The organism is Ensifer sp. Root127, assembly GCF_001425225.1.
In the GTDB taxonomy this organism is placed as follows: Bacteria; Pseudomonadota; Alphaproteobacteria; order Rhizobiales; family Rhizobiaceae; genus Ensifer; species Ensifer canadensis.
In genome coordinates, this window is the sequence record NZ_LMDX01000011.1 from 66,074 (window position 1) to 91,397 (window position 25,324).

Sequence of the window (25,324 nt, forward strand, 5' to 3'; positions counted from 1 at the left end):
GAAAGCAACCGATGAGTGATCTGAAACCGTTCGTCGCCAAAGTCGCCGCCGGCGAGGCTCTCAACCGCGAAGACGCACGAGCGGCTTTCGAGATCATCATGTCGGGTGCGGCCACGCCATCGCAGATCGGCGGCTTCCTGATGGCCCTGCGCGTCCGTGGCGAAACTGTCGACGAGATCGTCGGCGCCGTTGCCGCCATGCGCGGCCGCATGCTCCCCGTCGACGCGCCGGCCGATGCTGTCGACATCGTCGGGACCGGCGGTGATGGCGCCGGTACCTACAATATCTCGACACTCGCCTCGCTGATCGTTGCGGGCGCGGGTGTCCCGGTCGCCAAGCATGGCAACCGTGCGCTGAGCTCCAAGTCCGGCACGGCCGATGCCCTGTCCTGCCTCGGCGTCAAGCTCGATATCGGCCCCGAGGCGATTTCACGCTGCATCAGGGAAGCCGGTGTCGGCTTCATGTTCGCCCAGCAGCACCATTCCGCCATGCGCCACGTCGGCCCGACGCGTGTCGAGCTCGGCACACGCACGATCTTCAACCTGCTCGGCCCGCTATCCAATCCTGCCGGCGTCAAGCGGCAACTTGTCGGCGTCTACGCACCGCAGTGGGTCCAGCCGCTGGCGGAAGTATTGCGCGACCTCGGCTCCGAGAATGTCTGGGTCGTGCATGGCGAAGGCCTCGACGAGATCACGACGACCGGCACGACGCAGGTCGCCGCTCTCGATAACGGCAAGATCACCGCTTTCACCTTGACGCCTGAAGATTTCGGCCTGCCAACGGTCACCCTCGACGCCCTGAAGGGCGGCGATGGCGCACACAATGCCGTTGCGCTCTTGGCCGTCCTCGACGGTGCAGAAAACGCCTACCGGGACATTTCGCTTGCCAATGCGGCTGCATCGCTGATGATTGCCGGCAAGGCCGCAGATCTTGGTCAGGGCATGACGCTCGCCCGCCAGTCGCTTTCCAGCGGTGGCGCCAAGGCGGCACTGCAGCGCCTGATCAGCGTTTCGAACGCTGCCTGAGACAACGCTGCTTGAGACAAGGAACCGCGCCATGACCGATATCCTGCGCAAGATCGAAGCCTACAAGCGCGACGAGATCGCTGCGGCCAAATCGCAAACGTCAATCGATGAGCTGAAGGCTCGCATCGCCGATCAATCCGCTCCGCGCGGTTTCCATGCGGCGTTGGCAGCGCGCCAACAGCAAGGCCGCTTCGGCCTGATCGCCGAGATCAAGAAGGCGAGCCCGTCGAAAGGCCTGATTCGACCCGACTTCGATCCACCGGCGCTGGCCAAGGCCTACGAGGCCGGCGGTGCGGCCTGTCTTTCCGTGCTGACGGATGGACCGAGCTTCCAGGGCGCGCCGGCGTTTCTTGAGGCGGCCCGCGCAGCCTGCGTGCTTCCGGCTTTGCGCAAGGACTTCATGTTCGACACCTACCAAGTGTTCGAGGCCCGCGCCTGGGGTGCAGACTGCATCCTGCTGATCATGGCATCGCTCAGCGACGACGATGCCCGGCGTCTGGAAGATTCTGCCTTTTCTCTCGGAATGGATGTACTGATCGAAGTGCATGACGCTGAAGAGATGGAGCGGGCGCTCAAGCTTGCCTCGCCACTTGTTGGCATCAACAATCGCAACCTGAGAACATTCGACGTCGATCTCGCCGTATCCGAGCAACTGGCGTCGATGGTTCCGTCTGATCGGCTGCTCGTCGGCGAGAGCGGTATCTTTACCCATGACGATTGCCAGCGTCTGGAAAGGAGCGGCATCACCACTTTCCTGGTCGGCGAGAGCCTGATGCGCAAGAGCGATGTCGAGACGGCAACACGTGTGCTCCTCACCGGCTCCGAAAGCGTGCTGGCGGCCGAGTGATGGGCAAGACCACACTCACGCATCTCGACAACAGCGGCGAAGCGAACATGGTCGACGTCGGCGCCAAGACCGAAACCGTCCGCATCGCCACTGCGGAGGGTCATGTCCGCATGCGTCCGGAGACACTTGCGCTGATCCTGGAGGGCGATGCCAAGAAGGGCGACGTTATCGGTACGGCGCGGCTGGCCGGCATCATGGCCGCCAAGCAGACGTCGAATCTGATCCCCCTTTGTCATCCGTTGATGCTGACCAAGGTGTCGGTCGACATCACACCCGATCCAGCATTGCCGGGCTTGCGGGTCGAAGCGCTTGCCAAACTGACCGGCAAGACCGGCGTCGAGATGGAAGCGCTGACGGCCGTCAGCATCGCCTGCCTGACGATCTACGACATGGCGAAGGCTGCGGATCGAGAAATGGAAATCGGCGGCATCCAGCTCGTCAGCAAATCCGGTGGACGCTCCGGCGATTATCGGCGCCAGGGAGACTGACCGACGATGTCGTTGCTTTCCGTTGAAGACGCGCTCAACAGGATCCTCGGCAGCGCCAGACCCCGCCACGCAATCGAACATGTGAGCCTGCATGAAGGCCTCGACCGTGTGCTGGCGCAAGATGTAACTGCACGCGTCACCCATCCCGCCTTCGACAATTCAGCGATGGATGGCTATGCGGTTCGCCATGAGGATGTCCACGCCATCGGTGCCGAACTTACGGTCATCGGCCAGTCCGCGGCCGGGCATGGCTTCGATGGCGAGGTAAAGTCCGGGCAGGCTGTCCGCATCTTTACCGGAGCCCCGCTTCCCGCGGGCGCCGATACCGTCATCATCCAAGAAGACACCGAACGGCTTGCCGACAACAAGATCCGCACCTCGTTCGCGCCGGGCAAAGGGCGGCATATCAGACTTTCCGGCCAGGATTTTGCAGCCGGCGAAACGGTGCTGCGCGCGGGAGACGTTCTGGATGCCGGTCGCCTGACGGTCGCCGCCGGCATGAACCATGCGGTGCTGCCAGTGTTCAAGAAACCGACGGTCGCGATCCTTGCAACCGGCGATGAACTGCTGACACCCGGAAGCATACCCGGTGCTGACCAGATCATTGCCTCCAACACATTCGGTGTTGCTGCCATTGCGCGTGACAACGGTGCCGACATCCTCGACCTCGGCATCGTCCCGGACAACCGCCAGGCGATCTCGGCGGCCGTCGAGCGTGCAAGGGCAGCGAGAGCCGATGTGCTCGTGACGCTCGGTGGCGCCTCGGTCGGCGATCATGACCTTGTGCAGTCGACATTGCTTGCGAGCGGGATGACGCTCGATTTCTGGCGGATCGCCATGCGGCCCGGAAAACCACTCATGGTCGGACAGCTCGGCGACATGGCGGTGCTCGGCCTGCCTGGCAATCCTGTATCGAGCCTCGTCTGTGCACTCTTGTTCCTTGAGCCGCTGGTCCGCAAACTGGCGAGACTACCTGATAGAGATCGGCTGACGACGGCCTGCCTCGCCTCGCCGCTGCCTGCCAACGACAAGCGCCAGGATTATGTGCGTGCACGGCTTTCGAGCGATGCGGACGGTTCGCTCGTCGCCCACCCCTTCCCGCGGCAGGACTCGTCGATGATGAAGGTGTTCGCGCAGTCCGATTGTCTGATCGTTCGCGCGCCGAACGCTGAAGAGGCGCCCGCCGGTACACCCTGCGAAATCGTCCGGCTCAGATAGCTTCCGGCGAAATCATCGGGATAAAACAGGCACCCCTTTTGGTCGACCGGACCCGGCGTCAGCAGAAACAAAGAATATTTGCTGTTCCATTGTCATATGCCCGACATGGAGACCCATTAATAACAGGATCATTCAATCATCGCTCAAGGCGGATGACTACGGATGTACTAGCAGGCGCCGTGATGATTTGAGGGAAAGGTCGGGTATTGCCCGACCTTTTGCTTTTCTACGGTTATTTGCTTTCCGGAACGATCATCGTTGCTGCTGCGACGGTGGCAGAGGGGGCGATCAGCGACGCCTACTGCATGTTTCCTAAATCGTATTCGATTTAAGGATAAAACATGACGCAATTCAAAGTGCTACAGCGACCTTTGCGCGCCTAGTAAGACGCGCGGCCCTGTAGGCAGCGTCGCGTCCCCAGCAAGGTTTCAGGCGGCAGTGTTCTCGCAACGGCTGACGAGGATCTTGTCGATGCGGCGGGAATCCATATCGATGACCTCGAAACGGTAACCGTGGGCGATCGCGATGTCGCCCTCTTCCGGCGTCTTGCGCAACTGCTGAACGAGAAAGCCCGCGATCGTTTCAAAATTTCCGTCGGCATCGATGCCTTCGATACCGATGGTCAGGTGGATCTCATCGATCGGCGTGCGTCCGTCGACCAGGTAGGTTCCATCCTCGCGCTGGCGGATCAGTGCGTGCTCGAGATCGTCATAGTTCGACGGCAGCACGCCGACGATCGCCTCTAGAATATCGGCGATGGTGATGATGCCTTCGGTGCTGCCGTATTCGTCGACGATCATCGCCATGTTGATACTCGACGACTTGAAAGCATCGAGCGCCTTCAGGCAGGACGCGGTTTCCGGCAAGGTATGGATCTCGCGCACATACTTGCGAACGTCGAGCGGAACGGACGTCGGGGCATTGAGGATTTCCTTCGCCAGAACCGCGCCAAGCACATCGCCGCTCGGCCCGTCGACCACGGGATAACGGGAGTGGCCGTATTGGCGGATCTTCTCGCCGATGGTCTCCAGGCTGTCGTTGATATCGATGAAGCTCATTTCGGTACGATGCGTCATGATCGATTTCACGTTGCGGTCACCGAGGCGGATGATGCGACGAAGCATCTCGTGCTCCGACTTTTCGATCGCGCCGCTCTCGACGCCTTCCGCCATGATCGCGTGCACTTCCTCTTCGGTAACATGGTCCGGATCATCCGGACGTATGCCCAGCAGCCGCATCATCAACGCGGCCGAGGTCTCGAAGAGATAGACGACCGGCGCCACGATGCGCGAAAGAAGCGTCATCGGCCGCGCCACGAACATCGCGAAGCCCTCGGAGTTCTTCAACGCCAGCTGCTTGGGGATCAACTCGCCGATAACGACGGAGAGGAAGGTGATGAGCGTTACCACGATCGCCACCGCCACCGGATGACCGTAGGGGCTGATCCAGGCGATGCTGTCGAAGAAGGGGGCGAACTTGGCCGCGATCGTCGCGCCACCATAGGCGCCGGCGAGCGTGCCGACCAGCGTGATGCCAACCTGAACGGTGGAAAGAAACTTGCCGGGGTCTTCCGCCAGCTTCAGTGCCGCTTCGGCGCGGAGATTTCCCTGTCTTGCCATCTGGCGAAGCAATGGCTTGCTTGCCGAGACGATTGCCATTTCCGAAAGAGCAAAAAATGCGTTGATCAAAAGCAGGACGAAAATGACAAAAAATTCGGACATGGTCTCCAAGTCACCGTTGACGAAAAGTCGCCCAATCGAGAGCGACCGTTCACCAGATAAGGCCAGCAGGCGATCCGAGCAAGCGCAGTTCTCGAAATCCGTGTCACCAAATGCGCTTCGCCCGTATTTCGCGAGGCGAGAGCGGACCGAAACTCGGACACGTCCGACGAAGGTGGCTCAGTTTTCGCCCGACCTGAGGGCGCCGCGCACGCGCTCGCGCCCGATCTTGATGACATTTTCCATCGCTGCGCGCGCGCCCGCTTCGTCGCGCCTGCCGATTTCCTCGACGATGCGGATGTGATTGCGGGCGACCTCGTCGACGCCGCCCTTTTCTTCGACGGGTGAACTCAGTTTGAAAATGCCGACCAGCGCCGCCTCGATCAGCCCACCGACCGTCCGCATGAACGGGTTGCCCGAAGCTTCCGCAATCGACAGATGGAATTTCAGATCGGCAAAGGCGAGGCTCTCGGCAGTATGGCCGGCCTCACCCATGGCGACCGCGAGGCGCATCATGCGGCTGATCTCGGCCTCAGAAGCGTTGCGCGCAGCAAGAGCCGCAGCGTGCGGCTCGAAGGCGAGACGCACTTCGGAGAGGTGGTAGAGGAACTCCTCGTCCACACCACATTCAAAATGCCAGGTCAGGATGTCGTTGTCGAAGAGGTTCCAATCATTTCTGGGCGTGACGCGCGTGCCAATGCGAGCCCGTGGCACGACCAGACCCTTTGCGGCAAGCGTCTTCATCGCTTCGCGAAGAACCGTGCGCGACACCTTAAAGCGCGCTGCAAGCTCCGGATCGCCGGGCAGGATCGACCCGATCGGGAACTCGCCTGAAACGATCGCCTTGCCAAGCTGGTCGACCACATGCGCATGACTGGTGCGCTTCCGCGTCCCGGAAAGGACAGTCTCCAGCAAGCTCCTGTTCAACCCACCTCCTCCAGGCACTCCCTTGCCTGACAGCGCCAAATGCAGCGCCTCAAAATGCCATATCTCGCCGGTCCACCCATCCCCACGAACAGGATGAGCAGGCCCAGGAATGGCCAACCGATTCCTCAAGCATTACACGAAATGCAGCCAAGCTGCACTATGGCTGAAACCGGCCCGCACGACCGTTGATTGCATCAATCTCGGCTGATTGGGTCATGCCGCAATAATGCGCCACCAAGCCTCGGCCCAATATATCGATAACGACAAACCCCGCCGTAACGGCGGGGTTTGAACATTTTCTGCGTTCTTCCGTTGTGCTTACTTCGGCAGCTGGTCGTCGACGCCTTCGACGTAGAAGTTCATGCCGAGCAGTGTGCCGTCATCCGACGATGCGCCTGCGGCCAGCCACTCGCTGCCATCCTGCTTCTTCAGCGGACCGGTGAACGGCTTCAGCTCGCCCGACTTGATCTTGGCTTCCGCTTCTTCGGCCAGCTTCTTCACGTCGTCAGGCATGTTGGTGTAGGGCGCCATAGTCAGGATGCCGTCCTTCAGGCCGTCCCAGCTCGACGTTGTTTCCCATTTGCCGTCGAGGAAAGCCTCGGTGCGCTTGATGTAGTAGGCGCCCCAGGTGTCGACGATCGCGGTCAGCTGGGTCTTCGGGCCGGCAGCGATCATGTCGGATGCCTGGCCAAAGGCCTTGATGCCGCGTTCTGCGGCCACCTGCATCGGCGCCGTCGTATCGGTGTGCTGGGTCAGGATATCGACGCCCTGGTCGACGAGCGCCTTGGCGGCATCGGCTTCCTTGCCCGGGTCAAACCAGGTGTTGGCCCATACGACCTTGATCTTGAAGTCCGGGTTGACCGAGCGCGCGCCGACGACGAAAGCGTTGATGCCCATCACCACTTCGGGGATCGGGAACGAGGCGATGTAACCGGCAACCCCCTTCTCGGACATCTTGGCAGCGATCACGCCCTGGATGTAGCGGCCCTCGTAGAAGCGGCTGTTATAGGTCGCCACATTCGGGGCGGTCTTGTAGCCGGTGGCGTGCTCGAACTTCACGTCCGGGAACTTCTGGGCGATCTTGATCGTCGCATCCATAAAGCCGAAGGACGTCGTGAAAATCAGGCCGCAGCCGGAACGTGCCATGCGCTCGATCGCGCGCTCGGCATCCGGGCCTTCCGGCACACTTTCGAGGAATTGCGTCTCGATCTTGTCACCGAGCTTCTTTTCCAGTTCCAGGCGACCGATATCGTGTGCCTGGGTCCAGCCGCCGTCGGTCTTGGAACCGACATAGACGAAGCAGACCTTCGCCTTGTCCTGAGCGGCAGCGGCGCTGGCAAAGCCGATGACGGCAGCGGTACTTGCGAGAGCGAGCAGTAGTTTTTTCATTTTCTTGACCTCTGTCGGTTTGAGAAACGTCCGTCTGGGTTGTTATTGTCACCGATCTGGCACAAACGGCTTACCGAGCGATGCCGGCGTATTGATCAGGGTCGTGCGCCGGTTATGTGAAATGAGGATGAGCACGACGATCGTCGCGAGATAGGGAAGCGACGACAGGAATTGCGACGGAATGCCGATGCCGAAGGCCTGCGCATGAAGCTGGCTGATGGAAACGGCACCGAACAGATAGCCGCCGGCAACGAGACGCCACGGACGCCAGGACGAAAACACCACCAGCGCAAGCGCGATCCAGCCACGGCCGGCAGACATGTTTTCCACCCATTGCGGAGTGTAGACCAGCGACAACTGCGCGCCGGCAAGGCCCGCGCAGGCACCGCCGAACATCACCGCGAGATAGCGCGTCCTGATGACGTTGACGCCAAGGGCATGGGCGGAGGCATGGCTGTCGCCGACCGCGCGCAGCTTCAAACCCGCGCGGCTCCTGAACAGGAACCAGTGAACGCCCGCGACCAGGGCAATCGACAGATAGAAGATGATGTCCTGCCGGAACAACAGCGGCCCGAGGACCGGAATATCAGCCAGCACCGGGATGACGATGGGTTGCAGCTTGATGCCCTGCATGCCGAGAAAGCTCTCTCCGAGCATACCGGAAACGCCAAGACCAAGCAGCGTCAACGCCAGGCCGGTCGCCACCTGGTTGGCAACCAGCGTCAACGTCAGGAATGCGAAGAGCTGTGAGAACACAGCGCCGCAGACGACCCCGGCCAGAATCCCGAGGTAGGGCGACCCGGTGATCCGGGTTGCGGCAAAGGCGCAGACGGCGCCCATGACCAGCATGCCCTCAACACCGAGATTGAGCACGCCAGAGCGCTCCGTCACCAGTTCGCCGAGGGCGGCAATGACAAGCGGTGTTGCGGCGGTGATGACGCTCAACAGTATGGCTTCGACGATCCCCATCAACGGCTCCCGTCCGTGTTTGTCTCGGCAAACCGATACCAGACCAGCCGGATGCGATAATGAATGAGCGTGTCGCAGGAGAGCACGAAGAACAGCAGCAGGCCCTGGAAGACGCGCGTGACCTTGTCCGACACGCCAATCGAGAGCTGCGCCGCTTCGCCGCCGAGATAGGTCAGCGCCAGAACGAGGCCGGCGGCGATGATGCCGAGCGGATTGAGCCGCCCGAGAAACGCGACGATGATCGCGGTGAAGCCATAGCCGGGCGAAATCACCGGGCGCAGCTGCTGGATCGCGCCGCTGACCTCGGAGATCCCGGCCAGACCGGCAAGCGCACCCGAGAGCAGCATCGAAAACCAGATCATCCGCCGCGACGAGAAACCGGCAAAGCGTCCTGCCCGCTCCGACTGACCGAGAACCGCGATCTCGAAGCCCTTCAGCGTATAACGCATCATGAACCAGACGAGGATCGCCGCGATGATGGCGAAGGCAAAACCCCAGTGGGTGCGCCCCGACGCGATCAGTTCCGGCAGGATGGCGTCAGCCGCAAAGCTGCGCGTCTCCGGGAAGTTCATGCCCTGCGGATTGCGCCAGGGGCCGCGCACGATCCAGTCGAGAAAGAGCTGGGCGACGTAGACCAGCATCAAGCTCGTCAGGATCTCGTTGGTGTTCATGTGCGCCTTGAGGAAGGCGGGAATGGCGGCAAACAGCGCGCCACCGAGCATGCCCATCAGCATCATCAGCGGCAGCACGAGCGGCGACTGCCACTCGTAAAACACCACCGGCAGGATCGAGCCGGCGATCGCTCCCATGATGAACTGCCCCTCGGCGCCGATGTTCCAGTTGTTCGAGCGGAAACAGACCGAAAGGCCGACGGCGATCAGGATCAGCGGCGCGGCCTTGATCGCCAGTTCGTGCAGCGACCAGACCTCGCTCAGCGGCTCGACGAAGAAGCTGTAGAGCGCCATGACCGGGTTCTTGCCCAGTAGTGCAAACATGATGCCGCCGAAGATGATCGTCAGTAGAAAGGCGATGAATGGGGACAGGATCGAGAACAGCGCCGATATCTTGGCGCGCTTTTCCAGTTCAATGCGCATGCACAGCCCCCGTGTCTTCCGTCTTGCCGTACATGCCACCCATCAGCAGGCCGATCTTCTCGCGCGAAAGCTCGCGCGCCGGATATGGATCGGAAAGCCGTCCTTCACTGATCACCGCGATCTCGGTCGCCACCTCGAAGATCTCGTCAAGGTCCTGGCTGATCACCAGCACCGCGGAGCCCGCCTTGGCGAGATCGACAAGCGCTTGACGGATCCGGCTCGCAGCGCCCGCGTCGACGCCCCAGGTCGGCTGGTTGACGACCAGGACGGCGGGCTGGCGGTCGAGCTCGCGACCGACGATGAATTTCTGCAAATTTCCGCCGGAAAGCGATCCGGCCGGAGGATCTTCCCCGCTCTTGCGCACGTCCATCGCTTCGGAGATGCGCTTGGTCGCCGTGGTCACCGCGTCCCGGCGGATGATCTTGAGAAAGCCGCCGCCGAGGAAGGCCCTGGCGTCGGACCGGCTTCTGGCCAGCACGAGATTGTCCGAGAGCGGCATCGCCGAAACCGCAGCGTGGCCATGGCGCTCTTCCGGAACGAAGCCGGCGCCCATCAGCCGTCGCGCGTTGATGTTCCTGTTGCCGACCGGCCTTTGCCTGATCTGCACCGCAGCATCGTCTGCAACCGGATACTCGCCGGACAGCGCGTCGAAGAGTTCGCCCTGGCCGTTGCCGGCCACACCGGCGATCGCCAGCACTTCGCCGGCACGCACCTTGAGACAGATGTTCTTCAGCGAAACGGCAAACGGCGTGCGTGCGGAAACGGAAAGGTGGCGCGCTTCCAGCTGCACCTCGCCCTTGGTGCTGGTGCCCTCGGCGGTCACCGCCGCAACGTCGCTTCCGACCATCATACGCGCCAGCGACGCCGGCGTTTCCACCTTGGGGTCACAGGCGCCCGTGACCTTGCCGTGGCGCAGCACGGTGGCGCGGTCGCAGATGCGCTGCACTTCCTCCAGCCGGTGGCTGATATAGAGAACCGAACGTCCCTCCGCCTTGAGCTTGTTGAGCGTCTCGAACAGTCGATCGGCCTCCTGCGGCGTCAGCACCGATGTCGGTTCGTCAAGAATGATCAGACGCGGGTTCTGCAAGAGGGCGCGGACGATCTCGATGCGCTGGCGTTCGCCGACGGAAAGGTCGGCCACATGCGCCTTCGGATCGAGCGGCAGGCCATAGGCGTGCGACAGGCGTGAAGCTTCCTCCGCGACCTCGGCCAGCGAAATGTTGCCGTCCATCGACAGCGCTATGTTTTCCGCTACCGTCAGCGCCTCGAACAGCGAAAAGTGCTGGAAAACCATGCCGATGCCGAGCTTGCGGGCCGCGGCCGGGCTGGCGATGCGCACGCTGCGCCCTTGCCACACGATCTCGCCTACCGTCGGCGCGAGAACGCCGAACAGCATTTTCACCAGCGTCGATTTTCCGGCACCGTTTTCGCCGAGAAGGGCGTGGATTTCGCCCTGGTCTATCTGCAGGTTGATTTCATTGCAGGCCGCAAACGAGCCAAACAATTTCGTCAGGTTGCTCACAGTCAACAACGGACCGTTCGCAGTTGCTCCCTCAACAGGCACGCTGCCCTCTTTTCCCCTCTGTCGATCCCCGTCCGCCTTAAGGCTTCGATCAAGGAATCAGCAGTGTTGTTCCACTCGTTTTTCTTGTCTCAAGATCCGTATGCGCGCGACCGGCGTCGGCAAGCGGATAAGTCTGATTGATATTGATACGCACTTTGTTGCTTTGCACAATATCAAAGAGGGAATTTGCACACGCTTCAAGCGCAGGCCGCGTCTGCACATACCCGAAGAGTGTCGGACGCGTCGCAAACAGCGAACCCTTCTGTGCCAGAATGCCGATGCTGAAGGCATCGACAGGACCGGACGAATTGCCGAAGCTCACCCAGAGGCCGCGCGATTTCAGGCAATCGAGCGAGGCCGGATAGGTGTCCTTGCCGACCGAATCATAAACGACATCAACACCCTTGCCGTCGGTCAGTTCCTTGACCCGGGCAACGAAATCGTCCGTGCGGTAGTTGATGACGTGGTCATAGCCATGGGCAAGCGCCAGATCGATCTTGTCCTGCGATCCGGCCGTACCAATGACGGTTGCACCCAGAGCCTTTGCCCATTGGCCGGCAATCAAGCCGACGCCGCCGGCAGCAGCATGGAAGAGCAGCGTCGTTTCAGGCCCAACCTGGAATGTCTGATTGAGCAGATATTGCGCGGTCATACCTTTCAGCATCATCGCCGCCGCCGTCTCAAGCGAGATGCCGTCCGGCACCTTGACCAGTTGCGAGGCTTCGACGTTTCGCTCGCTGGCATAGGCGCCATCCGACGAGGCGTAGGCCACCCGGTCGCCAACACCGAAGAGGCTGACGCCATCACCGACAGCCGTCACGATCCCCGCACCTTCCTTGCCCGGGACAAAGGGCAGGCCCGAGGCGGACTTGTAGAGCCCGGTGCGGAAATAGACGTCGATGAAATTCAACCCGACAGCCACCTGGCGGATCTGCACCTCACCCGGCCCCGGCGGCGAGAGCGTAACGCCCTCCAGCTTCAGGACTTCAGGTCCACCGAGTTCGCGTACGACAATTGCCTGTGCCATCGAAGAGCTCCTAGGTCCGGCCGAGCTTGGGGAGGATCTGCAGGACGAAACCAATCACGTAGAGATAGATGCCTGTTGCAAGAACACCGGTCACCACCCAGGCCGGTGTCACGAAATGCAGAAGCAGGGCGTACATGCTGAGCGCCGACCAGAGGAAAAAGACACCGAGGTTGAGCGGTCTTAACCGCTGGACGCGCACCGGATGCAGGAAGTTGATCGGCAGGAAGGTCAACACTACCGATACGAAGACGACGATCGAGGCGGTCAGCTCGCTCGCCTGGATGACGAACAGCGTAAAGACGACCATGTTCCAGACGACGGGAAAGCCCGAGAAAAAGTATTCGTCGGTCTTCATGCCCATGTCGGCATAGTAGATCGCGCTTGAGACAACGATGGCGCCGGCCGCAACGAAGGACCATGGCTCGCCGATCATGCCGCTCTGGTAGAGCGCAAACGCCGGCAGGAGCACGTAAGTCACATAGTCGATGACGTTGTCGAGCGTGTCGCCCGACCAATTGGGAAGCACTTCCTTGACCCGCACCTTGCGGGCGATCGGACCATCGATGCCATCCACCAGCAAGGCCAGGCCGAGCCACCAGAACATATCGACGAAGCGGTGTTCGGCCGCGGCGACGACGCCAAGAAAAGCGAGGAATGACCCGGAGGCGGTCAATATGTGCACGGAGAAGGCGCGGATCTCGGCGTAGGGGACTCGTTTGTAGTTGAAAAACTTCATCTGCGGACGCCGCCTATCCCCTTCTGCATTTCCCCAGACAGAGTTTTACTCTCTGCCTCAACCGCTGTGGCGGCGCATTGCGCGTAATATGCACCCTTTGCAACGCATCGCCAGCAAAATTCAAGCACGACTTTGTCCGGCGAAGATTGTTCTGTGGACACTTTCAAATTGCTTCTGCGCTGATTCAACCCATTTATTTCGCCTCTGCCCAAGACTAGAAGTAAGATGAGATGAAAGCAGCAGGCGCTTGATGGCGCGAGCGAAAGGGTTCTTTCCATCATGGATCATTACGACATCGCCGTCGTCGGCGCTGGCCTCGCGGGTTCTCTGGCAGCGATCGCTCTCGCGGAGAGCGGCTACCGCGTCGCGCTGATCGGACCGGAACCGGCATCATCAGACGGACGGACGACCGCGTTGATGGACCAGTCGATCGACTATCTGAAGAAATTGAACCTCTGGGAGAAGGTGCAGCCGCTGACGGCGCCGCTATCAACGATGCGCATTCTGGATGGGACAAACCGCCTGCTGCGCGCGCCGACAGTGAACTTCCGCGCGTCGGAAGTCGGCCTTGCGGCCTTCGGCTACAACATTCCGAACGCCCCCTTCCTCGACATTCTGCGGGAGCGGGCATCCGAGACGGAGACGCTCGATCGCATGACGATGTCAGCGTCCGATTTCGACCTCTCCGGCGACAAGGTGCGGATCTCGCTCGATGACGGGCGCGACATCACCGCCGATCTGGTCGTCGGTGCCGACGGCCGTCGGTCGCCGGTGCGGGAAGCCGCCAAGATTTCGGTCAGCACCTGGTCCTATCCGCAGACGGCCGTCGTCCTCAACTTTTCGCACGAGCTTTCCCACCAGGACACCTCGACGGAGTTTCACACCGAGAGCGGGCCCTTCACCCAGGTGCCCCTGCCCGGCAACCGCTCGAGCCTCGTCTGGGTGCGCAAGCCCGACGATGCCGCAGCCACGCTGGCGCTCGATCTCGCCGCACTCTCGCGCGCCGTCGAAGACCGGATGCAGTCGATCCTCGGCAAGGTCACGGTCGAAGGCAGCCCACAGTCCTTCCCGCTGTCGGGCATGAGCGCTCATCGCTTCGGCAAGGGCCGGGTCGCGCTCGTCGGCGAAGCGGCGCACGCCTTTCCGCCAATCGGCGCCCAGGGTCTCAACTTGAGCCTTCGCGACGCGATGACGCTGGTCGATCTGATCGGCGCAAAGACGGACGACAATCTCGCGGGCGACATCGGCGACCGGTTCGACAGTCGGCGCCGCCTCGATATCGTTAGCCGCACGGCGAGCGTCGATCTGTTGAACCGATCGCTGCTGTCGAGTTTCCTGCCGGTTCAGGCGCTGCGCGCCGTCGGCCTGCACATCCTCTCGGCTGCCGGACCGCTGCGCAGCCTGCTGATGCGCGAAGGCGTGCACCCCGGCAGCGCGTTTCACGCGTTGAAGGACAGCTTACGGGAAAAGATCGGCCGGAAGAGCGCCTGAGCGGATCAGATAGAGCAGCCCGGTCACGGTTGCGACCGAAAGCAGCGTCGTGATCAGGATCGTCGCAGAGGCCCGCTCCTGCCAGACGCCATATTGGTGGCCGATGACAAAGACATTGGTCGCTGTCGGCAGCGCCGCCAGCAGCACGGCCGTCTGCACCCACACCGGATCATAGTTGCCCGTCAGGCCGAGCGCCGTGAACACCAGCACCGGATGCAGGATAAGCTTGGCCGGCACGATATAGCCGATCTCGACCGGGATGCGTTTGATCGGCCGGAGCGCCAGCGTCACACCCATCGCAAACAACGCGCAAGGAGCGGCGGCCTGCGCCAGATAGTCGATCAACCGCTGCGCCGGCAGCGGAGGCTGGACCGCGAAAACGCCGCGATGACGCCGGCAAGGGTCGACAGAATGAACGGATGCAGGATGATCTTGCGGGCGATGCCAAGGGCCAGAACCGCAGGCTTTTCCTTTCGCCCACCGGAAAGCGCCATCATCGCCGGCGCCACGGTAAAGTGCGCCGCATTCTCGAAGCAGAAAATCAGTGCGACCGGCACCGCCGCCGCGTCACCCAGCGCCAGCAAGGCGAGGCCCGGCCCCATATAGCCGATATTGCCATAGGCCGCGGCAAAACCCTGGATCGTCGCTTCGCCAACGGTATTGCGCCGGACGTAGAGCCCGATGATGAAGATCAGCGAAAAGACCACATAGGTCGCACCGACGCTCGTCAGGATAAAATCTGCTCGTGTCAGTTGCTCGATCGGCGTTCGCGACACCAGCTTGAAGAACAGCGCCGGCAAGGCGAGATAGATGATGAAGGTGTTCAGCCACCCCATCGCTTCGCCTGGATGCTCGACGAAGCGGGCGGTGAGATAGCCGAGAAAGATCAACCCGAAGAACGGCAATACCAGGCCAGCAATTTCCGTCATGCCTCTCCCCGACCATGCTCATGCGACACATTGAGCGGGCACGTAATCCCCGCTCATAACCCGGTCGCTGTCGCGGTACCCACGCGTTGGGCACGATGCACACGCCCCTCACGCAATCGGGCCTGTTCAACCCAATATCATCAACCCGATCGATTCCAATAGGTTGAGGCGCACTTGGCTAGGGCCAACCCCGTCCATTGACCCGCTGATGACCTAGCCGATTTTCATCAGAATCGGGAAGGTCTGCTGGAACCAGATGGCGACGGAGCTGATGAAGCCGAAGAGGAAGGCAAGGCCGGCCAGCACCAGAAGCGCGCCCATCAGCTTTTCGACGAGACCGAGATGGCGACGGAACCGCAGGAGAAAGCGCATGAACGCACCGGAAAAACCGGCGGCGATCCAGAACGGGATCGCAAGCCCGAGCGAATAGACGGCCAGAAGCATGGCGCCGTCCGTGACCGTATCGCGCGCAGCTGCAACGCCGAGAATCGTGCCGAGCACCGGACCAATACACGGCGTCCAGCCAAAGGCGAAGGCAAGGCCCATGATATAGGCGCCCGACAGCGTCGCCGGCTTGCCGCCGCCTTGAAACCGCGCCTCGCGGGCAAGCAGGCCGATCTTGAACACGCCAAGGAAATGCAGGCCCATGATGATGATCACCACGCCGCCGATACGCGACAGGAGATCCATGTGCTGGCGCAACAGCAGGCCGATCGAGGATGCGCCGGCACCGAGCGACACGAACACGGTCGCAAAGCCGAGCGTAAACAGAAGCGCCGCCGGCAGAACGGCGCGCCGGGTGCTGCGGGCAGAAACCACCTCGCCGCTGCGGAACTGGTCGACCGACACCCCGGCCATATAGCAGAGATAGGGCGGGACAAGCGGCAGAACACAGGGCGAAAGAAAGGACAGAGCGCCAGCGAGAATGGCGGTCCAGATCGAAATATCGGCAATCGACAACGGCAAGAACTCCGGCATGCGGTATTTGGGCCATTCCTTAGCCGCATGACCGTGACGATACCAATCACCTTTTGGCGATCATTGCGCCATGCACCATTTCTTCACGAAAGCCGTAATTTTTGGGTTGACCGGCGGGAAGCTCAAGTGCATATGTCCGCCCACTTCCGCCGGGCTTCACCGCCGCGGCCAGGGAGCGCGTAGCTCAGCCGGTAGAGCAACTGACTTTTAATCAGTAGGTCCAGGGTTCGAATCCCTGCGCGCTCACCACTTAAATTCAAGCGCTTAGCTAAAAATCACTTGATCGCTGCTCCTTAGTGAGTCGCCACCGTACATCGAAATCCCTCAAAATCGCCGTGCCCTAACTGGAACGCCCTTGCCTTCCGCGTTGCTAAGATATGGGAATGCTTCGCCAGAAACACAGGTCACCGTACCGGCCGGCGCTGCTTGTACAGACGCAGGTGGTGACCGTGCCAGCCATTGGCATTCGGTAGCGGGCAGGAAAGTCGACAACCTCGTGGATCTTCTGAACTGGCTGTACGTCCGCCGACAGGCGGGATCGGTGCATTGGTCAGAAATGCAACTTTCTTGCCGGCGTAGTTGGAGCTTTCCCAGCGGCCGCGCGGATGAGAGGCCAAGCAGCGCGCCGGCCGCCTTTGAGAATCGGCACTATCGACAATTGCAAGCATTGCGTAGATGCTGAACCTCACGCCGTGGATGCAAAGACGTGCACCAGGCCCCGGGTTGATATCGAGCAAAGGGATGAAAGCATGAGAAAGCTTGTCATTGCGGTTGGAATGATTGGTACCCTCGCGTCCTGCACTCAGACAGAGCGAGGGACTGCAATCGGTGCAGGAACCGGCGCAATCATCGGAGGCGTGGTGAGCGACAGCTGGGGCGGCGCGGCTATCGGCGCTGTGGCCGGCGGCATTATGGGCAACCTGATTGGTCGTTCCCGGGAGCGTGACGGCTATTGTATCTATCGGGATCGCTATGGCCGCCGCTTCGAAGCACGCTGCCAATAGCAGCAGCCCAGGCGTCCGATAGCGCGACCGCCAAACATAATAATGGCTGGCAAAGGTTCGGTGCGCTCACAACCTTCAGATCCCCTCGCCACCTTCCGACGTCGCACCCGCGCCGCGGTGCCTGCTACGCATCTTCAGCGGGCTCGTCCCATATTCGCGGCTATAGGCGCGGGAAAAAGCCGACAGGCTGTCGAAGCCACAGCGCAGCGCGATCTCGCGGATCGGGCTGCCCGAATCGCGCACCAGTCGATGCGCCACCTGCAGGCGCAGGCGCAGGTAATAGGCGCCGGGGCTGGTCGATAATCCCTTTGTAAACAGCAGTTCCAGCTTCCGCTGCGAAATGGACAGCCGGCGTGCAAGCGCCGACACCGTCAGCGGCCGTTCGAGCGTTCGCTCCATCAGGCGGATCGCCTCAGCCAAACCGGGATCGCGGGTCTCGATCCGCCCGAGAGACACCACGGGCTGGATGTCCGTCGCGCTGTGGGTCTGGTCGTAGACGAAGATGCTGGCGACATCGAGCGCCAGCGCCGAGCCGAGGCGCTGGGTGATGAGGTGCAGCATCATGTCGAAGGTCGGTGACGCACCACCGGAGGTCCAGAACTTTCCATCGGTGACGAACCGATCCCCCAGCACCGTCAATGCTGGAAATGCCTGGCTGAAATCCTCCAGCTCCTCCCAGTGGGCGGTTGCCTTGCGGCCGTTGAGCAGACCGCTGCGGCCGAGCAGCCAGCAGCCCGATTCGATGCCGGCCACGATGCCAAAATGGCGGGCGCATTCCTGAAGCGTGGCGATGAACCGGCGCCCGACATGCCGATCGAGATTGAAGCCACCGATCGCCAGCAGGACATCGCCTTCAAGCGGCAGCGAGAACGTGCCGTCGACCGCGATCGGTATACCGCATGTCAGGATGACCGGCTCACCGTCGGCCGAAAGCAACCGCCAACGAAAGACCTGGCGGCCCGAGACGCGGTTGGCAGCGCGCATCGGATCCAGCACGGAGGCCAGCGACATGATCGACGATTCCGGCAGCACGACCACCACGACATCGATCATAGATTGTATTTTCTCAGTGCCAGACATGCGAGAAATGTCAAATTTCTGGCGTAAAATGTCAATTGGGCGGACCGCATTCAGGCATTATCAGGTGGCAATCGATCTCCCTTCGCGCGGTGCTGCAGCCCCGCGCAGAGACGTTCCCCTTTCCGCGATATTGCCGGAACGGGCCGGCCGGACCTAGATCCGACCGGCCCGTTTTTTTATCCAAGGTTCTTAAGGAGACAAAAGGCCAGCGATGTGCCGGCTCCCGAAATAGCGACGCGCAAGGGCGGACAGCCAGATCATCGACTGCCTCGCGTCAAACTCAACCTGTCCGTGCGATTGGTATGCCAATTGCGAACGAAGCCGGTGGCGGGGCATAGGCGACTATGCAGTTACGGCCAGCATCCTTGGCCTGATAGAGTGCGGCATCTGCCATACTGAAGAGCTCTTCCCAGCTGCTTTTCGCATCCTGTCCGACGACAAACCCGATGCTGACACTGACGGCAATGCGCTGGCCGTCGCAATGGATGTGCAATTGTTCGGTGGCAAGCCGCAACCGCTCGACGATCGCTCGCGCCTGCACCTCGTTCGTTTTCGGAAGGTAGAGCCCGAACTCCTCGCCGCCGAGCCTTGCGAAACAATCGGTCGCGCGCAGGTTTGCCCGCACCAGTTCGGCAAAGGCGATCAGCACCTGGTCGCCCGCCTGATGGCCGTAGCGATCATTGATGCGTTTGAAGAAATCGAGATCCATGACTGCAAGGGCGTCGCCCTTCCAGCCGAAACGCGGCAGTTGCGACAGGAACCACCGACGGTTTCCCACACCGGTCAGCATGTCCGTGTCGGCCGTTCGCCGCAATGCCGCCTCCGCCCGCTCCTTGACCAGCACCAGTGCAAAGAGCGCAATGGCGAAGTGGCTGATGATCAGCAGGAAGAAGGCGTAGGTCGTGGTGATCGGCAGGATATCCGGCTTGAGCAGGCCAACCACGACGGCAAGGCAGAGCGTGGCGCCGATTGCGAGTGAAGCCGCGAAGATGGTCCTGACCGGCAGCGGCTCGCTTTTCCGATCTGCGACGACTGCAAAGGCGGACGCGGCGAGAAACAGGAAGGCACCGGTATTGAATGCACTTGCGCGTATAGAATTGATGACGTGGAAGTGCGTGATCAGGCCGGCAATCGCGCCGGTCAAAGGAATGGCAAGCGCCAACCAATCCGCCCGGTGGCGCCTTTGGCCGCTCAGCCGGCGCAAACCGATCCAGAACAGGGCGTAGCCGCCAAGACCAAGTGTAAAACTGGAAAGCGTCCATAGAATAGCGGGTAGCAGCTTCTGCTCGCCATACCCTGAGAGCGTCGAGGCCAGAGCGAGAAAAAGAAACCCGGCTGCCAGAATGCCGAGCCCCTCGTTCCGGGGTGACTGCCACCGGAGATAAAGAAAGCACAACGCACCGACCAGAAACGACGATTTGTGAAGCAGCAGCACAGTTGCGAGGTCAAGTTGGGCGGTCATCGATCCGGCTCGGCGTGTTTGTTTGTCGCTGCGCCTCTATCGCATGGAGTTTAGGGAGTACTAAATGAAAATGAGAAATCGGCACCAGAGCCTGAAATTCCGGCATATTGGCCGCCAAGGCGCCCTCTCATCGCATCACATTTGGCCTCCCGTGTCGGTCAACGTGAAATTTCATGTTGCAGGGCGTGGGTGAAGCGTGTATCTCCGGCGCCGTTGGCACGGAGTGTAGCGCAGCCTGGTAGCGCATCTGGTTTGGGACCAGAGGGTCGGGAGTTCGAATCTCTCCACTCCGACCAACGAAATCCCTTGAAAATCTTATGTTATTAGTTGCCCTCGATGTTGGTTGCCGCCAATATGTGGGCATATCGGGCATTTTGTGCCCCGGATCGCAGGATGCGGTGATGCCATTGCCACCTCATGGTAAATCGACCACTCACCTTGCACTGACAAAATACGGACGAAAAGCCAGATTTATCCGTCTGAAAGTCATTCCGTTTTAAATCATTCTGCGCTATGGGAAGACGCATGTTGGGGCCGCAAAATGCTCCACCAGCGAAATAACGGAGCCGTTCGAGACAATGTCCGCAAAGATCTATCGTCCAGCAAAGACCGCCATGCAGTCTGGTAAAGCCAAGACGAATCTGTGGTTGCTGGAGTTCGATCAGGAAAAGCCGCGCACCATCGATCCGATCATGGGCTACACCAGCTCCGGCGACACGTTGCAGCAACTGCGACTGACTTTCGAAAGTGCGGAACAGGCAATCGCCTACGCTGAACGCAACGGCATCGAATACCGCGTGATCGCGCCGAAAGAGGCGACGCGCAAGACTGTGTCCTACCCGGACAATTTCCGTTTCAGCCGGATGCAGCCCTGGACCCATTGAGGTCCTGCCGTTTTCGACGGGCCCTGCCCGGAACGGCCCCTTAGCTCAGTTGGATAGAGCACCTGCCTTCTAAGCAGGTTGTCGCAGGTTCGAATCCTGCAGGGGTCGCCACCACTTTTCCATCTAGTTGATACTCTTGGTCTTACCTGAAATTGGGTGCGACCAAAGACTGTGCGCCAACTGTTCTCACCTCGCCGCATGCTGTCGGCATAGGGCTAAGCTGGCGCGCCGCCAGGCGAGACAATCGATGAGGCCGACACGGCCGTCCCAATCAGCTGGGCGTCGACTACAGCGCACACGTTATCGAGGCGACCCTACATCGCGTCGCACCGACTCTCGGCTGGCGCTGAGCCGCAGCTGCTCGTTTCCTCATGCTGAACGATCGGGCGCTCAGGGAACTGGTGGCGGGTGCGCGATCCCCTGGTAGTAATCACCTTCACCGGGCCCCATGAACTCATTCGTATAGCGTTCGCGTTCGTCACCCAACGTCCGGGCCGGCGGACGGTAGTAACCGTAAGCGCCGTACATCGGCATCGGCTCCACATACACATTGCCCGTCGGCATGGGATCAACATAGACGCCGCCGGGTGCAGGCTCGTAATAGTAGTTGTCGGCAAAAGCCGGTGCGGTGTTCCCGGCCAAGGTGACGACAAATGCGACGCATGACATTTTCGTAGAAATTCTCATGGCGCTGCTCCTATCTCCGGTCGGGATTCAGTCCCACCTGACGAGATACCAGGCAGCCTCTGCCTGCGGGCTTACGCTGCCTGGTAAGAATAACGCTTGATCGCTGCAACCGTTCCACCAGGCAGTCGGTTTCGACACGCAGTCGGTCGACTTGAAGCCTGGATCGGCGATCCTAGAGCGTTTCCGATTTATGCGGAACCGCACAAACGCTCTATCTCTTTGTTTTTACGCATATCCTGACGGAAAACCCGCTTCGCACTTTTCCTGGAAATGCTCTAGACGAAGCGGCCGAATAAAGGCGACCGACGCACGACCCAATTGCTCCCTGGACGACCTTAGGCTGACTGGGCATGAGGTCGTCCAGTATCAGCGGCAAACCGTGACGAAAGAACGAACGTGAAGCGTTAAGCCGGTCGGGGCAGTCCGGCAGGACCCTGCACGACTGCAACGATGGCTAAGAATGCCACCACCCCGGCTATGCCAATAGCCACAGTCATCCAGATGGACGGCACGACGCCGATCCCGGCCATCGACATGGACATGGCGAGCGGCGCAATCGCCGACATCATCTGTTTGGCCGACGTGGCCCAGCCGAGACGACTGCCGTATCCCTTTGGTCCGAACAGTTCGAGCGGCAATGTCCCGCCGACAATGCTTGTCAGACCGGAGCCTAATCCGAAGCAGATAGCGAACATTACCGCTCCGGCCACCCACGGTGTCGTCATCAGGAGGATCGTCAAACCGATTGGCAGGAGCCCGGTCGCGATAACAGCCAGCCATTTCTGCGACAGTTCACGGCCGAAGAGCAGGTTGATCAAGCGACTTGCGACCTGAGCCGGACCGAACAGCGAGGCTACCAGGAGACCTGCGGCACCAAACCCGAGCGCCTGTGTGAGCGGAACCATATGAACCAGGATCGCCGACAGCGCATAGCCTTCGATGGCAAAGCCAAGCAGCATGAGGGAGAATACAAGCGTTCCGTTCGCAAGTGGCCGGTGTTCGCCAACGGCCGCGACGGTACCCCTGGAAGCGAACACCGCAGTCGTCGTCAGCCGCGCCAGCGCCAAATGCACTGGAAGACAGACGAGGAGGTTCAACGCGGCAAAGAGCAGGTAGACTTCTCTCCAAGACAGAAAACCATGCAGCCAGGATGTCAGCGGCCAGAACAGCGAAGAGGCGAAACCAGCGATCAGTGTCAGGTGAACAATCGACTTCTGGGCTTTGTGTCCTCCAGTCTGAACGATAGCCGTGAAGGCAGTGGCATAGAGGACAGCGACAGAGACGATTTCGGTCAGCGCCAGTGCGACAGCGAAGGTGATTGGCCCGGTGGATACCGCCATCAAGACGAGTGTCGCGGAGGCTAACAGCGATCCTGCCGCCATCAATCGCCCCGCACCGATCCGGTCGGCAAGGTAGCCTGAGAGGGGTGCGGCAAGGCTGCCAACGAGCAGAGCCACCGAAAAGGCTCCGAAGACCCATTGCTGCGATTTGCCGATGTCTTCGGCGATTTCTGGCACCAGGATGCTGAAGGCATAATAGAGCGTGCCGTATCCGATAATTTGTGATGCGCCGAGGCCCGCCAGCGCCCATGTAGGAAGCTTCCGTCCTTCCATGATCACGCTCGCTCTTCTTCAACGACCGACGCCGAGCAACCACATCCGGACTTTCCCTCGGATTTGGCGGTCGCGTCGGCGACACAACAGGCATCCGTTTCTAAGGGCGCAGGTCCCCCACAGCATCCGGATGATGTGGCATTCACTGCGAGGTCGACAGAGCACACTCCTGTCTCGGGAAGGACAAGTTCGACCCGTCTGGCGGCGAGATGATCCCCTGCAAGCTCGGCGACCACGGAACGAACCTGTTCGTAGCCGGTCTTCATCAGGAATGTTGGAGCGCGGCCATAGGACTTCGAGCCGACGATGTAGAAATCCTTCTCCGGATGGGCCAATTCATCGACGCTGTGGGGCGGGACGGTACCGCAGGAATGAAGGTTCGGATCGATCAGTGGAGCCAGGGCTGGCGGGGCCTCCACGGCAGGATCGAGATCAATGCGGAGTTCTCGAAGAAACGATAGGTCAGGCCGGAAACCAGTCGTGACCACCACATGGTCGAGCGCCAGTGTGATAGGCTCTCCATTTGACACGGCTTCGACCACCACCCCTTCGCCTTCTGATTTCACACTTCTGGCAGCAAAGGACGTCAGCATTTTGAGGCGACCCTCGTCCATGGCCTTCTTCGCAGCCAACCCGAGGGCACCGCGCTCGGGTAGCTGGTCATTGAGACCGCCGCCAAGAAGGCGAGCTACACCATGGTGACGGAGCGCCCAGAAGATTTCAGTCGCAGGATCACTTTCCTGAAGTTCCAATAAGGCCAAGGCGACATTGATTGCGGAGTGACCACTTCCGACGACCAATGTTCGCTTGCCAACGAAGTCAGCCCGCCTGGTCCCGGCAACATCTGGAATGCCATAGGAGAGCCTGCCGGAGGCAATTTCACCAACAACAGGCAGCCCGTTGATCCCCATCGGGTTCGGTTGCGTCCATGTGCCGGATGCGTCGATAACGGCCTGTGCCTGGACGTCGTGCTCACCCGTTGCATCGTTGTAGCGGACCACGAAGGGCGCAGCCTCACGACCATTTGATGAGACCTTGTCAAACCCCGCACGCGTAATCGCCTTGACCGTAGCACTGAGTTTCAGGTTGTCAGCGATCTGAGGGATAGCAGATAGTGGAAGCAGATAGTTTTGAACGATCTCCCGACCCGTCGGCACACCATCTGCTCGTGGAGCGCTCCAGCCGTGGTCATCGAGCAATCGCCGCGCGGCATCGTCGATGTTGTATTTCCAGGGTGAGAACACGCGGACATGGCCCCAGTCAACAAGTGCTGAGCCGACGGAAGCCCCCCGTTCCAGGATAAGCGGTGTGATGCCTGCCTCGACCAGTCTCGCGGCAGCTGCGAGGCCAACAGGACCAGCACCAATCACTGCCACAGGAAGGTTACTATCTAAAGCCATCTGCATATCCTTTCGTATTTCTGGAAGTTTCGAAATTAGAGTGCGAAAAAAAGCCCTCAGGCTACGGTTTCGTCGGTCTGCTTTGAGCAAGCTGCGTCGGCGCAGCACTCATCGGCAAGGTAGCCAATCAGCGCGTTCATGTGCTTGTAGTTCGCGGTACAAATCAGTGTCGTCGCCTGACGATCCTGGATAACAAGGCCTGTATCGACGAGCCGCTTGAGGTGGTGTGAAAGGGTCGATGCCGGAATTTCCAGCTTCTCCTGCAGCTTCCCGACCGGCAGGCCATCTTCACCGGCACGCACAAGCGCACGGTAAATCTGAAGGCGGGTAACGTTGCCAATCGCTTCGAGCTGCGATGCTGCTTTTTCGATAATCATGGAAATAAGCTATGGCGAAAACCGCCTCCGGTCAAAGAGTATTTCGGCATTTGTGGAAATACGGTGCGCGTAGAAGTATACCGTCAATCTGGGTGCTCGTACCGCCCGCACCGGGCATGATGTTTTTAGTTGTTGGGCTCACGTGCCGTGCCAAGTAGAATCACCCTGTCTACTAAAGCAAGGAACGATGGTGCAGCTTCAATCGACCCTTACCTGTCCGCACTGCGGGCAAACGGCAACGGAAACGATGCCCGTCGACGCTTGCCAGTTTTTCTATGAATGTATCGGATGTGGCACGATGCTCCGGCCAAAAGCTGGTGACTGTTGTGTGTTCTGCTCCTACGGTGACGTACCTTGCCCGCCGGTCCAAGAAGACAGGCAAAATAGAACAGGATCGTGTTGCTCCGCCTCCTGATA

Annotated in this window: 23 protein-coding genes, 3 tRNA genes and 2 pseudogenes; 12 read left to right on the forward strand and 16 right to left on the reverse strand. The window is 60.6% G+C overall.

Annotated elements, in window-relative coordinates; translation table 11 throughout:
* The first annotated feature begins 11 nt into the window (after positions 1-11).
* Genes trpD through glp form a run of 4 tightly spaced genes read left to right on the forward strand, consistent with a single transcriptional unit; the run spans position 12 to position 3,578 of the window.
* Entirely contained in the window at positions 12-1,025 is a 1,014-nt protein-coding gene (gene trpD / locus ASD03_RS13375) for an anthranilate phosphoribosyltransferase (protein WP_025426999.1), read from the forward strand.
* 31 nt (positions 1,026-1,056) lie between these two features.
* Positions 1,057-1,872, forward strand: a complete 816-nt coding sequence (gene trpC / locus ASD03_RS13380) for an indole-3-glycerol phosphate synthase TrpC (protein ID WP_025426998.1) — start codon at positions 1,057-1,059, stop codon at positions 1,870-1,872.
* Positions 1,872-2,360 (forward strand): cyclic pyranopterin monophosphate synthase MoaC, encoded by a 489-nt coding sequence (moaC, locus tag ASD03_RS13385; protein ID WP_025426997.1) that lies wholly within the window; start codon positions 1,872-1,874, stop codon positions 2,358-2,360. Before trpC ends, moaC begins: the two co-directional genes overlap by 1 nt.
* Before the next feature lie 6 nt (positions 2,361-2,366).
* Positions 2,367-3,578, forward strand: coding sequence for a gephyrin-like molybdotransferase Glp (gene glp / locus ASD03_RS13390; RefSeq protein WP_057209404.1), 1,212 nt, complete (start codon positions 2,367-2,369; stop codon positions 3,576-3,578).
* A 428-nt stretch (positions 3,579-4,006) separates the two neighbouring features.
* On the opposite strand, the gene ASD03_RS13395 is transcribed toward glp, so the two are convergent.
* The 8 genes from ASD03_RS13395 to pcsA form a co-directional block, all read right to left on the reverse strand.
* Positions 4,007-5,299, reverse strand: a complete 1,293-nt coding sequence (locus ASD03_RS13395) for a hemolysin family protein (RefSeq protein ID WP_025426996.1) — start codon at positions 5,297-5,299, stop codon at positions 4,007-4,009.
* Between the two features lie 177 nt (positions 5,300-5,476).
* Positions 5,477-6,223: a FadR/GntR family transcriptional regulator gene (locus tag ASD03_RS13400; protein WP_025426995.1), complete on the reverse strand. Its 747-nt coding sequence runs from the start codon at positions 6,221-6,223 to the stop codon at positions 5,477-5,479.
* Between the two features lie 318 nt (positions 6,224-6,541).
* Entirely contained in the window at positions 6,542-7,612 is a 1,071-nt protein-coding gene (locus ASD03_RS13405) for a BMP family ABC transporter substrate-binding protein (protein ID WP_025426994.1), read from the reverse strand.
* Between the two features lie 48 nt (positions 7,613-7,660).
* Complete coding sequence (locus ASD03_RS13410; RefSeq protein WP_025426993.1) at positions 7,661-8,581, reverse strand: ABC transporter permease; 921 nt, start codon at positions 8,579-8,581, stop codon at positions 7,661-7,663.
* A complete protein-coding gene (locus tag ASD03_RS13415) occupies positions 8,581-9,675 on the reverse strand; it encodes an ABC transporter permease (protein WP_057209407.1) in 1,095 nt (364 codons plus the stop codon). The genes ASD03_RS13410 and ASD03_RS13415 overlap by 1 nt, the downstream gene beginning before the upstream one ends.
* The gene (locus ASD03_RS13420; protein WP_057209410.1) at positions 9,665-11,239 is read right to left on the reverse strand and encodes an ABC transporter ATP-binding protein; all 1,575 of its coding nucleotides are present in this window, start codon (positions 11,237-11,239) and stop codon (positions 9,665-9,667) included. Before ASD03_RS13420 ends, ASD03_RS13415 begins: the two co-directional genes overlap by 11 nt.
* Before the next feature lie 49 nt (positions 11,240-11,288).
* Positions 11,289-12,266, reverse strand: a complete 978-nt coding sequence (locus tag ASD03_RS13425; RefSeq protein ID WP_025426990.1) for a quinone oxidoreductase — start codon at positions 12,264-12,266, stop codon at positions 11,289-11,291.
* 10 nt (positions 12,267-12,276) lie between these two features.
* Complete coding sequence (pcsA, locus tag ASD03_RS13430) at positions 12,277-13,002, reverse strand: phosphatidylcholine synthase (RefSeq protein ID WP_025426989.1); 726 nt, start codon at positions 13,000-13,002, stop codon at positions 12,277-12,279.
* Between the two features lie 279 nt (positions 13,003-13,281).
* Between pcsA and ASD03_RS13435 the strand changes: the two genes are divergently transcribed.
* On the forward strand, positions 13,282-14,493 hold the full coding sequence (locus tag ASD03_RS13435) for a UbiH/UbiF family hydroxylase (protein WP_025426988.1): 1,212 nt from the start codon (positions 13,282-13,284) through the stop codon (positions 14,491-14,493).
* Here ASD03_RS13435 and ASD03_RS13440 read toward each other — a convergent pair.
* Together ASD03_RS13440 and ASD03_RS13445 are read right to left on the reverse strand one after the other, a co-directional pair.
* Positions 14,461-15,422, reverse strand: a pseudogene (locus ASD03_RS13440) (AEC family transporter). The gene ASD03_RS13435 and the pseudogene ASD03_RS13440 overlap by 33 nt on opposite strands.
* A 213-nt stretch (positions 15,423-15,635) precedes the next feature.
* Complete coding sequence (locus ASD03_RS13445; protein ID WP_025426986.1) at positions 15,636-16,382, reverse strand: cytochrome c biogenesis CcdA family protein; 747 nt, start codon at positions 16,380-16,382, stop codon at positions 15,636-15,638.
* Between the two features lie 191 nt (positions 16,383-16,573).
* On the opposite strand from ASD03_RS13445, the gene ASD03_RS13450 reads away from it, so the two are divergent.
* Positions 16,574-16,649 (forward strand) — tRNA-Lys (locus tag ASD03_RS13450).
* 500 nt (positions 16,650-17,149) lie between these two features.
* The gene (locus ASD03_RS13455) at positions 17,150-17,404 is read left to right on the forward strand and encodes a YMGG-like glycine zipper-containing protein (protein WP_025426985.1); all 255 of its coding nucleotides are present in this window, start codon (positions 17,150-17,152) and stop codon (positions 17,402-17,404) included.
* Positions 17,405-17,479: 75 nt separating this feature from the next.
* Here ASD03_RS13455 and ASD03_RS13460 read toward each other — a convergent pair whose 3' ends face one another.
* Both ASD03_RS13460 and ASD03_RS13465 read right to left on the reverse strand, forming a co-directional pair.
* Complete coding sequence (locus ASD03_RS13460; RefSeq protein WP_025426984.1) at positions 17,480-18,484, reverse strand: GlxA family transcriptional regulator; 1,005 nt, start codon at positions 18,482-18,484, stop codon at positions 17,480-17,482.
* A 280-nt stretch (positions 18,485-18,764) separates the two neighbouring features.
* Positions 18,765-19,946, reverse strand: coding sequence for a GGDEF domain-containing protein (locus ASD03_RS13465; protein ID WP_057209414.1), 1,182 nt, complete (start codon positions 19,944-19,946; stop codon positions 18,765-18,767).
* 219 nt (positions 19,947-20,165) lie between these two features.
* Between ASD03_RS13465 and ASD03_RS13470 the strand changes: the two genes are divergently transcribed.
* The 4 genes and pseudogenes from ASD03_RS13470 to ASD03_RS38940 form a co-directional block, all read left to right on the forward strand.
* Positions 20,166-20,242 (forward strand) — tRNA-Pro (locus ASD03_RS13470).
* A 282-nt stretch (positions 20,243-20,524) separates the two neighbouring features.
* Positions 20,525-20,830, forward strand: a complete 306-nt coding sequence (locus tag ASD03_RS13475; protein WP_025426983.1) for an ETC complex I subunit — start codon at positions 20,525-20,527, stop codon at positions 20,828-20,830.
* 34 nt (positions 20,831-20,864) lie between these two features.
* Positions 20,865-20,941, forward strand: a tRNA-Arg gene (locus ASD03_RS13480).
* 155 nt (positions 20,942-21,096) lie between these two features.
* Positions 21,097-21,180: pseudogene (locus ASD03_RS38940) on the forward strand (flavin-dependent oxidoreductase); the annotation flags it as partial.
* 40 nt (positions 21,181-21,220) lie between these two features.
* On the opposite strand, the gene ASD03_RS13485 reads toward ASD03_RS38940, so the two are convergent.
* The 4 genes from ASD03_RS13485 to ASD03_RS13500 form a co-directional block, all read right to left on the reverse strand.
* Positions 21,221-21,517, reverse strand: a complete 297-nt coding sequence (locus tag ASD03_RS13485) for a hypothetical protein (protein WP_025426897.1) — start codon at positions 21,515-21,517, stop codon at positions 21,221-21,223.
* A 404-nt stretch (positions 21,518-21,921) separates the two neighbouring features.
* The gene (gene arsK / locus ASD03_RS13490; RefSeq protein WP_057204995.1) at positions 21,922-23,130 is read right to left on the reverse strand and encodes an arsenite efflux MFS transporter ArsK; all 1,209 of its coding nucleotides are present in this window, start codon (positions 23,128-23,130) and stop codon (positions 21,922-21,924) included.
* Between the two features lie 2 nt (positions 23,131-23,132).
* Positions 23,133-24,530 (reverse strand): FAD-dependent oxidoreductase, encoded by a 1,398-nt coding sequence (locus ASD03_RS13495; RefSeq protein WP_025426895.1) that lies wholly within the window; start codon positions 24,528-24,530, stop codon positions 23,133-23,135.
* Positions 24,531-24,586: 56 nt separating this feature from the next.
* Complete coding sequence (locus ASD03_RS13500; protein ID WP_025426894.1) at positions 24,587-24,907, reverse strand: metalloregulator ArsR/SmtB family transcription factor; 321 nt, start codon at positions 24,905-24,907, stop codon at positions 24,587-24,589.
* Positions 24,908-25,097: 190 nt separating this feature from the next.
* Here ASD03_RS13500 and ASD03_RS40505 point away from each other — a divergent pair, with 190 nt between their 5' ends.
* Complete coding sequence (locus tag ASD03_RS40505) at positions 25,098-25,322, forward strand: GDCCVxC domain-containing (seleno)protein (protein ID WP_239637575.1); 225 nt, start codon at positions 25,098-25,100, stop codon at positions 25,320-25,322.
* Positions 25,323-25,324 lie beyond the last annotated feature (2 nt).

Coding starts and splice junctions, on each gene's coding strand:
- ASD03_RS13425 (WP_025426990.1), bottom strand. CDS start 12,266: ATGGCACAGGCAATTGTCGTACGCGAACTCGGTGGACCTGAAGTCCTG.
- ASD03_RS13475 (WP_025426983.1), top strand. CDS start 20,525: ATGTCCGCAAAGATCTATCGTCCAGCAAAGACCGCCATGCAGTCTGGT.
- pcsA (WP_025426989.1), bottom strand. CDS start 13,002: ATGAAGTTTTTCAACTACAAACGAGTCCCCTACGCCGAGATCCGCGCC.
- ASD03_RS13405 (WP_025426994.1), bottom strand. CDS start 7,612: ATGAAAAAACTACTGCTCGCTCTCGCAAGTACCGCTGCCGTCATCGGC.
- arsK (WP_057204995.1), bottom strand. CDS start 23,130: ATGGAAGGACGGAAGCTTCCTACATGGGCGCTGGCGGGCCTCGGCGCA.
- ASD03_RS13485 (WP_025426897.1), bottom strand. CDS start 21,517: ATGAGAATTTCTACGAAAATGTCATGCGTCGCATTTGTCGTCACCTTG.
- ASD03_RS13500 (WP_025426894.1), bottom strand. CDS start 24,907: ATGATTATCGAAAAAGCAGCATCGCAGCTCGAAGCGATTGGCAACGTT.
- ASD03_RS13415 (WP_057209407.1), bottom strand. CDS start 9,675: ATGCGCATTGAACTGGAAAAGCGCGCCAAGATATCGGCGCTGTTCTCG.
- moaC (WP_025426997.1), top strand. CDS start 1,872: ATGGGCAAGACCACACTCACGCATCTCGACAACAGCGGCGAAGCGAAC.
- ASD03_RS13495 (WP_025426895.1), bottom strand. CDS start 24,530: ATGGCTTTAGATAGTAACCTTCCTGTGGCAGTGATTGGTGCTGGTCCT.
- trpD (WP_025426999.1), top strand. CDS start 12: ATGAGTGATCTGAAACCGTTCGTCGCCAAAGTCGCCGCCGGCGAGGCT.
- glp (WP_057209404.1), top strand. CDS start 2,367: ATGTCGTTGCTTTCCGTTGAAGACGCGCTCAACAGGATCCTCGGCAGC.
- ASD03_RS13435 (WP_025426988.1), top strand. CDS start 13,282: ATGGATCATTACGACATCGCCGTCGTCGGCGCTGGCCTCGCGGGTTCT.
- ASD03_RS13460 (WP_025426984.1), bottom strand. CDS start 18,484: ATGTCTGGCACTGAGAAAATACAATCTATGATCGATGTCGTGGTGGTC.
- ASD03_RS13410 (WP_025426993.1), bottom strand. CDS start 8,581: ATGGGGATCGTCGAAGCCATACTGTTGAGCGTCATCACCGCCGCAACA.
- ASD03_RS13395 (WP_025426996.1), bottom strand. CDS start 5,299: ATGTCCGAATTTTTTGTCATTTTCGTCCTGCTTTTGATCAACGCATTT.
- trpC (WP_025426998.1), top strand. CDS start 1,057: ATGACCGATATCCTGCGCAAGATCGAAGCCTACAAGCGCGACGAGATC.
- ASD03_RS13465 (WP_057209414.1), bottom strand. CDS start 19,946: ATGACCGCCCAACTTGACCTCGCAACTGTGCTGCTGCTTCACAAATCG.
- ASD03_RS13455 (WP_025426985.1), top strand. CDS start 17,150: ATGAGAAAGCTTGTCATTGCGGTTGGAATGATTGGTACCCTCGCGTCC.